This is a genomic window from uncultured Methanobrevibacter sp. (assembly GCF_902784195.1).
GTDB lineage: Archaea > Methanobacteriota > Methanobacteria > Methanobacteriales > Methanobacteriaceae > Methanobrevibacter.
In genome coordinates this window covers 160,708-175,822 of the sequence record NZ_CACZTX010000002.1, presented here as the reverse complement: position 1 = coordinate 175,822, position 15,115 = coordinate 160,708, and the positions used below count along the sequence as shown (strand labels likewise).

General features: G+C 31.0%; 15 protein-coding genes. 3 read left to right on the top strand and 12 right to left on the bottom strand.

Annotation, left to right across the window (positions count from 1 at the left end):
• Window positions 1-98: 98 nt before the first annotated feature.
• Complete coding sequence (locus QZU90_RS03145) at window positions 99-833, top strand: archaeosine tRNA-ribosyltransferase (protein ID WP_296855510.1); 735 nt, start codon at window positions 99-101, stop codon at window positions 831-833.
• A 103-nt stretch (window positions 834-936) separates the two neighbouring features.
• Here QZU90_RS03145 and xseB read toward each other — a convergent pair whose 3' ends face one another.
• The 10 genes from xseB to QZU90_RS03095 form a co-directional block, all read right to left on the bottom strand.
• A complete protein-coding gene (gene xseB, locus QZU90_RS03140) occupies window positions 937-1,170 on the bottom strand; it encodes an exodeoxyribonuclease VII small subunit (protein ID WP_296855508.1) in 234 nt (77 codons plus the stop codon).
• A gap of 40 nt (window positions 1,171-1,210) precedes the next feature.
• The gene (gene xseA / locus QZU90_RS03135) at window positions 1,211-2,467 is read right to left on the bottom strand and encodes an exodeoxyribonuclease VII large subunit (RefSeq protein ID WP_296855506.1); all 1,257 of its coding nucleotides are present in this window, start codon (window positions 2,465-2,467) and stop codon (window positions 1,211-1,213) included.
• Between the two features lie 143 nt (window positions 2,468-2,610).
• The gene (locus tag QZU90_RS03130; RefSeq protein WP_295604827.1) at window positions 2,611-4,092 is read right to left on the bottom strand and encodes a glutamate synthase-related protein; all 1,482 of its coding nucleotides are present in this window, start codon (window positions 4,090-4,092) and stop codon (window positions 2,611-2,613) included.
• A 395-nt stretch (window positions 4,093-4,487) separates the two neighbouring features.
• A complete protein-coding gene (locus QZU90_RS03125) occupies window positions 4,488-5,051 on the bottom strand; it encodes a hypothetical protein (RefSeq protein ID WP_296855503.1) in 564 nt (187 codons plus the stop codon).
• A 144-nt stretch (window positions 5,052-5,195) separates the two neighbouring features.
• Window positions 5,196-5,447 carry a hypothetical protein gene (locus QZU90_RS03120; protein ID WP_295604831.1) on the bottom strand — a complete coding sequence of 84 codons (252 nt, stop codon included), beginning with the start codon at window positions 5,445-5,447 and terminating at the stop codon, window positions 5,196-5,198.
• Between the two features lie 223 nt (window positions 5,448-5,670).
• Window positions 5,671-6,588, bottom strand: a complete 918-nt coding sequence (locus tag QZU90_RS03115) for a hypothetical protein (RefSeq protein ID WP_296855500.1) — start codon at window positions 6,586-6,588, stop codon at window positions 5,671-5,673.
• Window positions 6,589-6,811: 223 nt separating this feature from the next.
• Entirely contained in the window at window positions 6,812-7,282 is a 471-nt protein-coding gene (locus tag QZU90_RS03110) for a hypothetical protein (RefSeq protein ID WP_296855498.1), read from the bottom strand.
• Window positions 7,282-7,464, bottom strand: coding sequence for a zinc ribbon domain-containing protein (locus QZU90_RS03105; RefSeq protein WP_295604836.1), 183 nt, complete (start codon window positions 7,462-7,464; stop codon window positions 7,282-7,284). Before QZU90_RS03105 ends, QZU90_RS03110 begins: the two co-directional genes overlap by 1 nt.
• A gap of 60 nt (window positions 7,465-7,524) precedes the next feature.
• Window positions 7,525-7,752 (bottom strand): hypothetical protein, encoded by a 228-nt coding sequence (locus QZU90_RS03100; RefSeq protein ID WP_296855496.1) that lies wholly within the window; start codon window positions 7,750-7,752, stop codon window positions 7,525-7,527.
• Between the two features lie 47 nt (window positions 7,753-7,799).
• Entirely contained in the window at window positions 7,800-8,657 is an 858-nt protein-coding gene (locus QZU90_RS03095) for a hypothetical protein (protein ID WP_295604840.1), read from the bottom strand.
• A gap of 411 nt (window positions 8,658-9,068) precedes the next feature.
• Here QZU90_RS03095 and QZU90_RS03090 point away from each other — a divergent pair, with 411 nt between their 5' ends.
• On the top strand, window positions 9,069-9,791 hold the full coding sequence (locus QZU90_RS03090) for a PD-(D/E)XK nuclease family protein (RefSeq protein WP_296855494.1): 723 nt from the start codon (window positions 9,069-9,071) through the stop codon (window positions 9,789-9,791).
• 54 nt (window positions 9,792-9,845) lie between these two features.
• Here the strand turns inward: QZU90_RS03090 and QZU90_RS03085 are convergent, their stop codons facing one another.
• Together QZU90_RS03085 and QZU90_RS03080 are read right to left on the bottom strand one after the other, a co-directional pair.
• Window positions 9,846-10,151: a hypothetical protein gene (locus tag QZU90_RS03085; RefSeq protein ID WP_296855492.1), complete on the bottom strand. Its 306-nt coding sequence runs from the start codon at window positions 10,149-10,151 to the stop codon at window positions 9,846-9,848.
• Between the two features lie 11 nt (window positions 10,152-10,162).
• Window positions 10,163-11,056: a hypothetical protein gene (locus QZU90_RS03080; protein ID WP_296855491.1), complete on the bottom strand. Its 894-nt coding sequence runs from the start codon at window positions 11,054-11,056 to the stop codon at window positions 10,163-10,165.
• A gap of 759 nt (window positions 11,057-11,815) precedes the next feature.
• On the opposite strand from QZU90_RS03080, the gene QZU90_RS03075 reads away from it, so the two are divergent.
• Window positions 11,816-15,043 (top strand): type ISP restriction/modification enzyme, encoded by a 3,228-nt coding sequence (locus QZU90_RS03075; RefSeq protein ID WP_296855490.1) that lies wholly within the window; start codon window positions 11,816-11,818, stop codon window positions 15,041-15,043.
• Window positions 15,044-15,115: the final 72 nt, after the last annotated feature.

The window sequence follows — 15,115 nt, the reverse complement described above, 5'->3', positions numbered from 1 at the left end:
AACAGAAAATCCGAATAAAAAAAACTTACAAAAACATTAATTATAAAAAGATATAGATAATTAATTGAATCATTATAAATTAAGGAATCAAGGATAAAATGAAACAATTTGAAATCAAAAGCCATGACGGACCTGGAAGATATGGGAAACTTGGAGATTTGGAAACTCCAGCAATAATCAACAAGAATGACTTTTCCATAGCTGATGATGAATCCTCAGCTTATGATGTTGAAAAGGAAATAGCACAGTGGAGCGTTAATCAAACCATTGAAAAAGCAAAGCTAGTTGAAGATAAGGAAATAGCTGTCATTCAAGGAAGCAAATACATTGACTTGAGAATCAAATGTCTAAAGGAACTTGAGGAACTTGGATACAATGGATTCATTATAGCCAATGCAGATGATCTCCTTCTCCATCCGAGGGATTTGGTTGACTTGATTGTTGCACTAAGGCAAAACATGAAACCATCCAGTTATCTGATATTCCCATTTGCTGAAGCCCAATTCATTCCCCTTCTTGCATATATGGGAGTGGATGCTTTCTTCGATGACATAGGAGAGTATTACAGTTATATCAATGTGCTTATGAGCCCAACCAAGAACTATGATTTAGAAAGCTACAATCTTTATGAAATGAGTAGGGAAGAGCTTGAAGCATACAACAAGAATACAATTGACTTCGTCTTAAGGGAAGTTAGGGAACACATGAAAAACAGCAGCTTGAGAAACCTTGTAGAGGAAAGGTCTGCTACAAGCCCACAGTATGCCTCTGCATTAAGGATACTTGATAAGAATTACTCAGAGTATTTATTGGAGTATACTCAAGTCTATTAAAAATCTATAAAATATATTATTAGGTGTCGTTTAAGTTTATTAAAAAAAGTTAAAATAAATTAAAAAAAGAAGATTAATATCTTCTTATTTCTATTTTTAAAAATTATTCTTTTATTTCAAAATCAACTACTTCTTTATTATTATTCACTATTTTTGCAATAGCTTCCTGCGCACTGTTTAGTTTTTCGTCACATTCCTTGACTAAAACCATTGCTTTCTTAAACTCCTCTATTGCATCATCTAAAGAAACTTCACCTGTTTCCAAGTTGTTCACGATTTTTTCCAATTCTGCCAATTTTTCCTCAAAGCTAAAATTTTCCTTTTCTTCTACCATCATATCACCTTTGATTTAATCTTTTTTAATATCAATTCTAAAATTATAAAACTCTTGTATTCACTTTGCCATCCTTGAATCGCAATTCCACTTCATCATCTTTATTTAAGTCTTTTGCATGTGACACTACCCTTCCTTTAGATCTTGCCACTGCATATCCTCTTTGTATGGTCAATAAAGGATTTAAAACCTTTAATTTATCAATATTCCTGGATAAGGTATTGGTTTTCTCATCTAAAATTGATTGGGGATCTCTAAAAACATTAGAATTCTTGACTTTAGATAATCTCATTTGATTTGAATGAATCATTTCTCTTGAAGAAGAGACTAATCTACCTTTAATAAAATCCAAATCCATCACTTTCCTTTCATGAATCATATATGGATTCTTGAATAAAGGCCTATTTTTTATCCTTTCGAATTTATCAAGATTATCATTTAGTTGCTTGGCCATCACATTGTTTGCTCTTGAATTAAAATCATCCACTTTTGAACTTATCTCTCTAATGTCCGGAACAGCAATTTCTGCAGCTGCAGTTGGAGTTGCTGCCCTCTTATCTGCAACATAGTCTGCAATGGTCCAATCGATTTCATGTCCTACAGCACTTATTACAGGAGTTTTACATACAAGTATTGCCTTTGCAACAATCCTTTCATTAAATGCCCATAAATCCTCTATGCTTCCTCCACCTCTCCCTACAATAAGAGTGTCCAGCTCAAATTCATTGTCAGCAACAAATATTTGCCTTACAATATTGTTTGCTGCCAAATTTCCTTGAACAAGAGATGGGAATAAAATGATTTCGCATAAAGGCCATCTTCTCTTTATTGTTGTTACAATATCCCTAATGGCTGCTCCAGTAGCAGCAGTGACAACCCCTACCTTTTTAGGAAACTTAGGTATTGGCTTTTTCAAATCATCATCAAAATAGCCTTTGCTTTCCAGTTCCTTCTTTAATTGCTCAAATGCAATATGCAATTCGCCTAATCCATCTTCAGTAATCCTTTGAGCGTACAATTGATAGTTTCCACGTGATTTATAAACATCCACATATCCTCTAACCAAAACCTTCATTCCATTTTTAGGTTCAAATTTAAGTTTAGAGGCAAATCCGTAAAACATGACCCCCGGAATAACACTACCTTCATCCTTTAGGCTGAAATAGCAATGCCCAGACGAATAACGCTTAAAATTAGATATTTCTCCTCTTACATAGACTTGCTTCAATCTAGAGTCTGAATTGATCAGTTTCTTTATATAGTCTGTAAGCTGAGACACTGAAATATATTCCTCTTCCATTACATAACCCCATATTTTAATACAGAATTTATACATTTGCTCATTTATAAATCTTTGCCATTTTATAAGATTTTCCTAATCATGGCACATCATTATAAAATCAAAATATGATTAAAAAAAAAAAAATAAAAAAATAAAAGCAATTAAACATGGGAAATATCAGTGAAATTTGATATTTCACTATTAAATGTTGCTAAATTATCCAAGGACAAATCATGAATATCATCATGCCCAGTAATTCTTGCAAATGTCTTAATTTCCTCCAATGAAACATTCAAATAGTTATATACTCTTTTAGAAGCCAAATCAATGTCCAGCCTCTTTCTTAAGTCCTTATTTTGAGTGGCAATGCCTACAGGACAATTGCCACTGCCACAAATACGATACTGCTGACATCCTGCGGCCATCAATGCAGCTGTTGCGACGGCTATTGCATCAGCACCTAAGGATAATGCCTTTGCAAAATCAGAGGATACCCTCAAGCCACCTGTAATTACCAAATCAATGCCAATACCATTTTCATCCAAATATTTCCTTGCTCTGGATAATGCATATACTGTTGGAACTGAACTTGCATCACGTATGATCTTAGGGCTTGCACCTGTTGCCCCTCCTCTGCCATCAATAGTAATGAAGTCAGGCTCAGCAAAGCATATGAATTCCAAATCCTCTTCAATCCTACCTGCTGCAATTTTAACACCTATCGGCCTTCCATCAGATTCTTCACGCAAATAAGTTATAAGATCTTTCAAATCCTCCTTAGATTTGATCTCATCATATAATGATGGGCTTATAATATCCTCACCCATAGGTTTTCCCCTGATTTCCGCTATCTCTTCAGTAATCTTTTCAGCAGGCAAATGTCCTCCCATACCAGGTTTGGTTCCCTGCCCTATTTTAATTTCAATTGCATCGCAATTCAATAAGTTCTCTTTTGTTAAGCTATAATGGTTCGGAACATATTCAAAAATATACTTATAACTGCTATCCATCTCATCAGCCAATATTCCCCCTTCACCACTGCACATGGCAGTCTTGGCCATTGCGCTTCCTTTGGCAAGAGCTATCTTAGTTTCATAAGACAAAGCTCCGAATGACATGTGAGAAATGTAAATGGGACTTTCAAGAACCATTGGCTTTTTGGCATTTTTACCAATGACTGTTCTTGTCTTGACTTCCGCATGCTCATCCAAAGGGAATGGATTGAGCTGATTTGCAATAATGAGCATATCATCCCAATCAGGCATAGGAAGTTGAGTTGCCATTGCCCCTATTATGGAATTTCCAGTCACAGCCATTTCATGAATATCAGACATGTGAGGAATTGAATCATCAAGACGTGCGGTTTCTTTAGGATATTCCAAACTAGAAAATGAATCCCCACCATTCTTGTGATTCCCTGAACCTTCAACAACTTCACCTGTAGATTCAGCATTATAATCCCCAGAACCTTCAACAACTTCACCTGTAGATTCAGCATTATAATCCCCAGAACCTTCAACAACCTTATTGAATACATTAGCTGGATGCTTACAAACAGGACATCTTTCAAGTTCACTGAAAGACTTGTTTTCCTTTTCTTCATCAAATACATGTCCACAGACACTACATTTATATATTGCCATAGAAAAACCTCCAATGGTTTTTAACTAATTCGGTTAATCAATTTGATTTCCATCAGTCAAGTTTAATGCACTTATCTTATAGATATTTTTTTAATGGTATAATAAGTTTGTTAAAATGAGATTATGGCATTTGAAAAAATGTTAAAAATGCTTAAAAAAAGTTAAAAATAGTAAACTATTCAAAAAATGTTAAATGAATTCTAAATAGAATTCAAATAACAATTTATTCGGCCAAAACTTTTAGGTTTTGTATTTTAAAGGAAATAAATCCTTTTCAATTATAATATTAATTTGTAACTATATAAAGTTTTTCTAAAATAAAAGTAATGACAAAGTCATTTCGTAAAATACAGTTTAATTAGAATATTAAAGTCAATTAAAAAAAAAAAAAGTAATTATTTTACAAAAATCTCTAAAAACTCTATGTTTTCCTTATCGATGTGATTTTCAATGCTTTCTAGAATATTGTCAATAGTTCCATCAAAAATAGCATAGGAAAGTGGCATATGCTCATAATCCCAATAATCAGATCTTTGTAAAAATGTCAATAAGCTTAAGGCTTCAAGCAAATCCAAATCCTTTTTCGAAAGTATTTTCTCCCAATCTGCCTTAAGCTCTACATCATGCTTTTCCTTAAGCAGATTTACATACTCATTATAGTCTTCAATAGCCAATTTGTATTTGAATAGAATATTTACAAGAAGATAATTCAATCCATCCAAATCATAGTCCTTGCTTAAAACTTCCTTCTTGAAGTCATATTCCAGAATGTATTTTTCCTCCAAGTCATTTTCGCTTCCTATTTTTTCTAAAAATGAGAGATAATCATCATTGTATGAATCATAATACTCTTTAAGATATGCTCTGAATTTGACTAATTCATTTAACCTCTCTTCCCATGACAGGTTTTCCTCTGGAATCTGTAGAATCTCATTTGCTATCTTGTAGAAATCATTCATTTTATGGCCCTGAAATTTGATATGAAATACTTGAAAAAATGGTTAATTAAATAATATTTTTAAGTTAAATTATTGATTTTAATTAAGAAAATATTTAATTTAATTAATATTAATATTTTTTCTTAATTAAATCCAATAGGTAATCTACATCAACACTTCAAAGAACTCTTTATTCAAGTAATTTATATGTGTGATCAACTGTCTTCTTTTCATTTGAAGCAGCTTATGATTGTACATCAAATCATCATATCTTTCCTTATCGTACTCCTTTCCCATTTCCTTATTGCATTGAAGTTTCCAGATTTCCTTGAATTGCTTGCTCATCTGTTCCTTTATGATTTGCAGTTGCAAGGTAGCTTCATTGATTTCTGAAGTTAATTCATCTATTCTTCTCATAGAAAGCCTCCTAAATAAATTAACCCATTTTAAAAAAAAGTTAACCATATGTAAATTAATGTTGGATTTAATTGCTTATAAATAAAAAACAAGAGCATGTGGAAAGTAATGTTCTAATCAAAATTTTTCAAAAGGGATTAAATCTAAGCATTTTGAATCCAATGCTCTTTAAAAAAAGTTTGCAATGATATAAAAGTAAAAAAAGAAAAAATTTAAAAAAGAATTATTTAGATTTGCATAACTGGGCAATCTTGGCTTTAGGCAAACCTGTGGCTCTAGAAGTGTCTTCCAATGAAAAACCTTCCTTAATCATATTAACAGCAATGATATCAATACCTTGCTCAATACCCTGCTCAATACCCTGCTCAATACCCTGCTCAATACCTTCATTCACTAATCTTTCATAAAGCTTTTGAGCGCCAGGAGTCAAAACAACCATATCAGAACCTCCATAACTATTTTCAACTTCCTTATAACACCATTTATTGGCATAAATCAATACAATCTTGATCATATCCTCATATTCCTCATGAGAGATATCATTTATTCCGTAAAAATTATTCAAAAGCACATTTATAGCTTCAGCCTTATTCTTTGAATCCATCATCGGACTTGCTAAAAACAAAGCCTTTTCCTTATCTGACAACCTAAACTTGTTTCTTATTTTATATAAACTATTATTTAAAGTTTGTTTTTGATTTAAAGCCTTTAACGATATTATAAGCATAGTAAACTCTTCACAAGGACCTACCCTATGTCTGAAAAGTTTGTGATTATTGTGAACCGTGCTAAAAACAACCATTCGTACATCTTTCTTATGCTTAAAATGTAAATTGGCCTGATATTCGTAAAACACTGTTTTTCTTTTATAATCCAATCTTGATGACTGGAACTCAAGGCCAATGACCAAATCCTCGAAAGTGTCAAAGGGACAGTCCGGAATAAATCTTTTTCCATCTTTTGTGAAAAATTCAGTTTCCAGTTTCTGCTTGAAATTGAATCTGAACAAATCGTTTTTCATTAAATCATCAGGACATGCATTAAGAATCTCTTGGGGAAAAGTGTTCCAAAATGCCTTTGGATAAAAGTCCATAATCAGCTCTGGAAAGTTTTCTGCAATCACATCATTGACAATGTCCAATATCCCTTGAGGATAGGTGTCAAAGATATTCTTGAAAATGCAATCATAAATATGAAATACTGCCTTAACACCTCCAACAAATTATTGTTTAATCTTAATTTGTTGAAACAAGTATTTAAATTAGTTAGTTTAATTTAATTCTAATTTTACAGCCTTATTTTAATATTTCAAGTTCATACAATATTTTAATTTGATTATAATATTATAAAAATAGTGAAAAAAATCAATATCTGACTGTGCTGATCATACGAGCCATGGTTTCATTGTCCTTGCATACAATTATTACATTGTCATTTGTATTCTCTGGAGAAAAGAATGCAATGTAATTTTTATCTTTTCTATTGTACCATACGGTATGATTGGACAAGGTGATCTGTTCAGCTCCAAGCTTATATGATTCCTGTGTGTATATGTATTGGGACCCATCCTCTATCAGGTCAAATGTAGATTCATTTCCCATATTGAATGATGTTATCTCAATTCCATTTTGGGAATCGTTTACAATATGCATATGTGGGCTTACTTGAGTCTTTGTTACATTGTCAGATATTGGAACATCCAATGAAAATGTATCTGTTATGTTTACAGTGTGGTATATGATTTGATCTTCTCTAGCCTGATTATAGGCGCCAATAGCTAGAAGAGCTATTATTATGAGTGAGAGAATTATGATAATTATGTCTTTCCTATCCATTAGCGTTCACCGTACCAATACTCGCATATATTAACCCCACAATTAGGGCAAAGAATTTCAGAACTATCTATAAGCACACCACAAAAAGGACATTCGTCATCGAAGGAGCTTAGATCCGCTCCGCAATGTGGGCAGGTCAAGTCTCCACCTGTTACATGTTCTCCACAGAATGGGCATTGCATATTAATTCCTCCCTTTACTTTAATAGTAGTATTGTAATGGGAGTTAATAAATGTTTTTGATTAAGGGCTGTTTAGAATTTGATCTTCACTTAATCCACTGATTTCAACAGCTTCAGCCATGCCTAATCTTTCAGCAATTTTTCTAGCCAAATCCACTCTACCTTCCACTCTACCTTCTTCACGAATCTCTTCAAGATAAGCATCCGCATCTCCTTTCAACTTAAACATATCTATCACTCCTTCCAATCGAGCCACATCATCCAATGTGATTGCGTACTTACTGATCATACATCTCAAACATATTGGAAAACCATATCCTCCAATCCATATTAAGATTACGGACTGTTTAGAATTTGATCTTCACTTAATCCACTGATTTCAACAGCTTCAGCCATACCTAATCTTTCAGCAATTTTTCTAGCCAAATCCACTCTCTCTTCCACTCTACCTTCCACTCTACCTTCAACTCTACCTTCTTCACGAATCTCTTCAAGATAAGCATCTGCATCTCCTTTCAACTTAAACATATCTATCACTCCTTCCAATCGAGCCACATCATCCAATGTGATTGCGTACTTACTGATCATACATCTCAAACATCTGCCCAATGCATATTTAATATATTTATTCTCCATTCTCATTTTAGAAAACAATACACAAACCTCTTCCAGAATCATGTCGTTTCCATCATCAAACATCTTTGGAATGTTCACCAAGTCATACCCTTCAACATCATTCCACCATTCATTATTCCTTACCTTAATTCTGGCTTTTTCCAATCTTTGATTGCCATCAAATTCATTGAAGGATATAATGATTGGCAAGAACTTGTTTGTTGGTGATGAGAAAACATACTGATCGCATCCCTCTAATGGAACGGTTGTGGTGATTACAGAAAAGACAGGCAAAGAAGAAAGATATCTCATTGTTACAGAGTATCCGAAGATTTTCAATAATTCTTCCTTATTCACTCCAGAACTCTCATCCTCTATGAGAATTATCATTTCATCACCATCCAATTCCACCTTGTATCCACCATCAGTTCTCTTTTCCTTATTTTCCCCATCTGGTATTTCATTCAATAGGGTTCCGATGAATTTGCCTGGAAGCCCAAAGTATTTATGCACTGTCTTTCCAAGCTGACTATGGCTTATTTTTCTAAATTTATCATCAGGCTTATCTATTCTCTTCATCTTTTTACACCAATACTTTTTTTCTCCTCCTTATAGTTGCATTCTATTAATAAAGTAGCATATAAACTTATTGGTTAATTAAAGAGTTATTTACACTTTAAAATCAATTTTACAAGTTGATTGTAGTTTAATAATTAAATTAAGATAATATAATTAAAATGTAAATTATAATCATTTATTTTGCTTTGATTTTATATTTTTTTATGTATAGTTTACCATATATGAAAATAATGATTGTATAGTTTTAATTTTTTATTTTGATAGTTATTTGAGTTTTATTTTTAAAATAAAGTCTAATTATTAATTTAAATTAATTAGTATTTAAACTTAGTGGAAAAATAGAAAAAGTTAAAAAAAGTTTAATTTTATTAAACAATTAAAACAATAGTTATAATTAAAGGGTGTGAACTTATGGCAAATAAATTGACTTTATCCAAATCCAAAATCAATACATTCATTGAATGTCCTCGTAAATTCAAATACAGATACATTGATGAGATAACTGAAGAGGCAAATAAATACATGCTCCTTGGAACAGAAGTTCATGAAATAGCTGAAGAAATAGCTATTGAATTAATGGAAGGAAACGAGATTGATGATGTGTTCTTAAACCTTGAATATGATGAAAAACTGGAAGACCATATACGTGGATTGGAGAAATTCTTCAAGGACATATATTCAAATGGCTATGAGATCTTTAGCGTTGAGGAGTACATTGTTGATGATGAGAGCAATATGAATGGAATCGTTGATATAGTCATAAAGAATAGTAGGGATGAACTTATAATCTTTGATTATAAGACCGGAAAGCCAAGGAATATTGACAAATATAAATTGGAATTGTGTGTTTATAAGATATTATTGGAATCCAAGTATCTTGATCTTAATGTTGTCTCTGCAGGAATTTACTTTACAAGTTCTGCCGCATATAGAATAGCTAATTTTGGTTCTCATAGTGGAGATTACTTCAAGTCACAGTCAAAAGAGGATATTGGTGATGGTGACTTTGATTATGTGGAGACGATAGTTGATAATTTGTATGAGACTATTGATAAGAATTATTTCAAGAAAGAAAAAGGATTTTTATGTAAATATTGCTTTTATAAAGAGATGTGTGATGGAGATTTTGGATAGAACAGTTTGTTATAGTATTAAGTTTTTAAATGTTTTTAAAATTCTAAAAAAGAATTATTTGAAAAGTTGATTAAAAACATATTCTTTAGCAGCTTCATTTTCCATTTCTTCAAATGAATTAAATGAGGTATTTTTTATAATAAAAAATTCCCAATCTTCATTTTCAGAAAGTTTAGAAAAATCCTCTTCATTTTCTAATTTAAAACCAGACATATCAATCATTTCATCAAAACTGGAGAAAGCAGAATATTTTTCTAAAAACTCTTTTGAAAATAATTCATCTATAGAAACAATATTCTCTCCATCAAGTTTTTTTGCTCTTTTTGATAATTCATTTAATCCCTTAAAATCAATTTTCATTAAAAATCCTCCTATGAAACTAAATAATTTTCATCAATAATAACATTTTCTAAATTTTTATTCTGGCTTGCAGATTTATTAATATTCAGATTAACCACTATTAAAAAAATAATCTTATTACCATATTGAACCGATAGAAAGTCGTCTTTATTGTTTAAATTAAATGATAAAATATTTTCTCCTAAATTAAAAATCAACAAATAACCATATTCTTTGTTATAATCTTTTGCATAGTGATATGCTTGTTTAAAGCCTTTCTTAATATAATCTTTGTTATAATTGTTTTGACCTCCAAATAATTTAACTTCTAATGCCAATGGATCTTGAGTATCAATACCATAAATTAAATCCGGTTTCCCTGAGGGAGTGCTTGGCTCTGAAAATGGAAAATCAATACCTTGATTAAATAAATATTTTCTCAAATCCCTAGTTAATAAATCCTCTCCTCTAATAGTGTTATTCATATATTCTTGCATTAATTCTTCTTTATTGAACCACTCACAATAAACTTTGTATTTGTTTAAAATATAAAGAATAATATTTCCTTCATCTATTCTCATATCTATATATTCCATCAATTTTTTAGTAAAAATATTATTAAAATATCTAATAGGCTGTTTTCTAACAAATCTATAAAATAAATTAATTAAAGACCTTGTATCATTCACATATTTCTCTAGAATAGATAATGACAATGCAGCATAACCTTCTTCATCATTAGGTAAATTAAGATCAACAGACCCATGCATACCACCTAATTGAGTGAAATTCCATTCAGGGTTATAATTAGGATTTAACCTTAATTCGTCAATAATAGTTTTAGTAATAAAATTTTCATTTAAAAAAGCCAATAAAATATTGATATTTGTACTTAAAGTTTTATCATCTGAATTAATTACTTTCATAAATTTATTTTTTGATTGATTTTTGATGAATTCTTGATAAATAATTATCACCTAAACATTAATATGATATTTATATAAAATAAAATATTTGTAAGAGCAATTGAAAAGTAATATTCAAAAATTGTATGAATTTTAAGATTTTCCATAAAATAAGAAGAATGTGTATTATCTTTCTTTCTATCTTGTAAAGTATTAATTTCATCTAAACTTAATTCATTTTCAGCATCATATAATGTAGAGCCATAGAATTTTCTTAACATATGACTTCTAAATCCATTATAAGTTTTTGCCTTTCTAAACCCAGATGATTTATTTATTTTTCCAAAATAGCTATTTAAATAGTCTAAATTAATTTTAAATAATTTATCATATGATTTTTAATTTGCTATTTTTCATCGAATCCCAGTTTCCTCTTATGATCTGCTTCTTTTAATAAGTTGGTAAAAGAATCTTTTTGAAAAAAGTATATTTATTAGAGAATTTTTATATCCATGTTTTGTTCTTAAAGATAACTCCCTTGTTTTAATAAAATTTTCTAGCATTAATTCATCATTTTATACATATAATCACTTAAAATATATAAAAAAATAAGTCACTACAATTAGAAAAAATAAACAGATGCATTTTATGAAAAAATATTATTTTCTTTAATATATGATATAAATAAAGTTATTCTACAAAGTTATTATATATAAGAAAAATATAATGTTAAATTAAGTAAAACCATATCAAAAAAAAGCATATATGACGGGTGTAAATATGGACAAAAAATATTCAGCAATTATTAAAGAATACTACAATGAAGTTCGCGAAGCATATGAACTTGGAAATGTTGAATCTTCTTATAATCCTCCAATCATCAAAATGATTACTGAATTTGGCTGTGCCGCTAGAGATTTATCAGGTCAAAGAATAGGTAAAAGAGGAGAAAACATTGATATTAAATTGTGGCATAATGAAAGCGAAGTAACTGAAATAGAACCATTTGGCGGAATAGAAGTTAAGAAGATTGGCGGTATTGACGAACGCGCAAAATCACAAATAATAATTGAAGTAAATAGCTTCGGCAATGCCATATTAACTGACAATTTGGAGTGGAAATTCTGGTGTGATGGCAATACTGAAATGTATGCTGAAATACAACTTTTGGAGTTAAAAAATGGAGAATTAAGTCTTAATAAAGAAAATGTTGATTTATTTATAAGTTTATTAAAGGATTTTCTGCTTAAGGACCCAACACAAATCAAATCATCCACTAAACTTGCTGAATATATGGCTATTCATGGGCAGTCTATTCGTAGTATCGTTAAAGGAATACTAAAAGAAGATGAAAAAGGAATGCCTTTACTTAATGATACACAGAAGAAACTTCCAATGTTTCTGGAATTATATGGGCTTTACAATAAAATCAAGACTGAATTAGATCCTTCAATGAAAACAAAAAAATTTTCAGACATGTACGCTCAGACTATAGTATACGGACTTTTCATTGCAAGATACAATGATAAAACATTGGACACATTTAATAAATATGAAGCTCTCGGCAATTTGCAAGAAGAGTCTGAATTGTTGAAACAATTCTTTACACACATTACTACAGGAAAAACACATCCAACTCTTGATAATGTTGTAGATAAGTTATGTGAACTATATAAAATATGTGATATATCACTTTTACTTGCAGAAGATGACCACAATGACCCTATCGTTCATTTTTATGAAGAGTTTCTTACATATTATGACCCTAAATTAAGGAAAGATTTAGGTGTTTTCTACACTCCTGTTCAAACAGTGCACTATCTGGTAAATATGGTGGATGAAATTCTGGTGAATGAACTAAATGTTGATAAAGGTCTCTCAAATAATGAACAAATATCAACAATCGTTCCATGCAAACCAAAAGAAATTAAAAAAGGAAAATGGGTGACAGAAGAGGAGATTATAGTGCCTCGCATAGCTATCCTTGACCCTGCATGTGGAACAGGTTCATTTGGAGCAGAGATAATTAAAGTAATTAAGGACAAATACTTTTCTGATGGAAGAGAAGCATTTTATGAAGAGTACATTCAAGACAAAAACGGATTATTGTCTCGTGTTATTGGTTTTGAGATTATGATGACTAGCTATGTTGTCGCACACCTTAAGTTGCGCCGTATGGTGAAATCAACATTAGGTCATGCTCCTTATGCTCAGTTACCTATAAATATTTTTCTGACTAATTCTCTTGCTCCACCTATGTCAAATACTGAAAGAGGAGAACAACTGACTTTGTTCGATTTTTCAGCAGCAATAACTGATGAAGCATATCATGCAGATACTTGGAAGGCACGCCGCCCTATAAAAGTTGTTATAGGGAATCCCCCATGGCTTTCCACATCTTCAAACCCTTATGACATTTCTACATACAAAAAAGAAACTGATGGAATTACTGATTTCGGCGAAAAGAAACATTTGTTGAATGATGATTATGTAAAATTCTTCCATTTCGCAGAACAAATCATAAATAAAGAGGATAGTGGAATTCTTGCTTTCGTTTCAAATAATGGTTATTTACAAAATCCTACATTTAGAGGAATGCGTGGAAGCTTATTAAGAACATTTGATAAAATTTGGATTGTAAACCTACATGGAAGTGCAAATAAACAGGAAACCACTCCTGACGGTGAAAAAGATGAAAATATATTTGACATAATGGTGGGTGTGTCCCTTTTCATCGGAGTTAAAAAAACAGATACAGACGATTGGGCAAAAGTATATTATACTGATTTATGGGGTACAAAAGATTATAAGTTAAATACCTTAGAAAAAGGAGGTTTAGACTTCACTGAGTTGACAATAGATAAAAAAATGGCATACTTTGTTCCATTTGGAAGTGATGATAAGGAATATTATGATGCAGGAGTTAGTATAACTGAATTGTTTCCAACCAATGTTACAGGAGTTCAGTCAGGAAAAGACAAAGTCGCCTTAGCTCCAACACGAGATATACTCATTGAAAGAATGGATAAAGTTAAACATGCCACAGATGATAACGAAATTCTAAGTTTATGGACTAAATTTAGTCGTGGACAGAGCGCACAGAAAATCAAAGAAGATGTGATTTCTAATGGAAAAATAACAGAAATTTCATATAGACCTTTCGATTCACGTTGGACTTATTATACAGGAAATTCTTGTGGTTGGCTTCTTTGGCCTCGTGAAAAAAGCACAATGGGACATTTACTAGCTAAACCTACTTCTCCAATAGGTGAGAACATAGGATTGGTATTTGGCAGAACATCAACACAATCTTTCTCACCATTTGTCTCAAAGAAAATAATTGCTCACCGTTTGTTTTCAGCTAAGTGTGAAATAACTTATGTTGCACCATTGTATTTAGTATCAACTGATGAACGAGGTGTAGAAACATGGGACGCTAATATCGATGAAAAAACTTATAATAAATTAACAGAATATATTCAAGAAAAACCTTCTCCAATAGAAGTATTTGATTATGTTTATGGCATTCTTCACGATCCAACATATTCCGAACAGTACGAAGAATATTTATGCAAAGACTTCCCAAGAGTACCTGTAATAAATGATAAAAGCATAGAAAATGAAGATAAGGCCTTTTTCGTTAGTGAAGACTTATTTAAGGAATATATAGCAACAGGTTCTAAGTTGCGAAAACTACATTTGATGGATTCAAAAATACCTGCACAATTGATACTTGAACCTAATAATTCTGATGATTTAGAAATAGGCTCTATAAAATATAAAAAAGGAATTCTCCACCTTAATAAACGCAAACAAATATTAGGAATTCCTGAAGATGTATGGAACTACCAAATTGGAGGATATAAAGTAATAAATAAATGGTTTAAAGAACATAAGGGAGAATTATTAAATATTGATAATTTTGATCATATAGTAAATATTGTTGGTTTACTTGAAGAAACTATTAAATTAGAAAATTATTTAAGAGACTTACATCAAGAAAATTAAGGAACATATAAGATTAGTAAAAAAATTAATTATTTGAGAAAAGTAAATGATAGGATTATCTTTTTAATCCTA

What these genes read in the sequence shown, in the direction of transcription:
- QZU90_RS03095 (WP_295604840.1), bottom strand. Translation starts at nt 8,657, where the DNA reads ATGAAGAGAATAGATAAGCCTGATGATAAATTTAGAAAAATAAGCCAT.
- QZU90_RS03110 (WP_296855498.1), bottom strand. Translation starts at nt 7,282, where the DNA reads ATGGATAGGAAAGACATAATTATCATAATTCTCTCACTCATAATAATA.
- QZU90_RS03105 (WP_295604836.1), bottom strand. Translation starts at nt 7,464, where the DNA reads ATGCAATGCCCATTCTGTGGAGAACATGTAACAGGTGGAGACTTGACC.
- QZU90_RS03085 (WP_296855492.1), bottom strand. Translation starts at nt 10,151, where the DNA reads ATGAAAATTGATTTTAAGGGATTAAATGAATTATCAAAAAGAGCAAAA.
- xseB (WP_296855508.1), bottom strand. Translation starts at nt 1,170, where the DNA reads ATGATGGTAGAAGAAAAGGAAAATTTTAGCTTTGAGGAAAAATTGGCA.
- QZU90_RS03100 (WP_296855496.1), bottom strand. Translation starts at nt 7,752, where the DNA reads ATGATCAGTAAGTACGCAATCACATTGGATGATGTGGCTCGATTGGAA.
- QZU90_RS03075 (WP_296855490.1), top strand. Translation starts at nt 11,816, where the DNA reads ATGGACAAAAAATATTCAGCAATTATTAAAGAATACTACAATGAAGTT.
- QZU90_RS03130 (WP_295604827.1), bottom strand. Translation starts at nt 4,092, where the DNA reads ATGGCAATATATAAATGTAGTGTCTGTGGACATGTATTTGATGAAGAA.
- QZU90_RS03080 (WP_296855491.1), bottom strand. Translation starts at nt 11,056, where the DNA reads ATGAAAGTAATTAATTCAGATGATAAAACTTTAAGTACAAATATCAAT.
- QZU90_RS03125 (WP_296855503.1), bottom strand. Translation starts at nt 5,051, where the DNA reads ATGAATGATTTCTACAAGATAGCAAATGAGATTCTACAGATTCCAGAG.
- xseA (WP_296855506.1), bottom strand. Translation starts at nt 2,467, where the DNA reads ATGGAAGAGGAATATATTTCAGTGTCTCAGCTTACAGACTATATAAAG.
- QZU90_RS03120 (WP_295604831.1), bottom strand. Translation starts at nt 5,447, where the DNA reads ATGAGAAGAATAGATGAATTAACTTCAGAAATCAATGAAGCTACCTTG.
- QZU90_RS03145 (WP_296855510.1), top strand. Translation starts at nt 99, where the DNA reads ATGAAACAATTTGAAATCAAAAGCCATGACGGACCTGGAAGATATGGG.
- QZU90_RS03090 (WP_296855494.1), top strand. Translation starts at nt 9,069, where the DNA reads ATGGCAAATAAATTGACTTTATCCAAATCCAAAATCAATACATTCATT.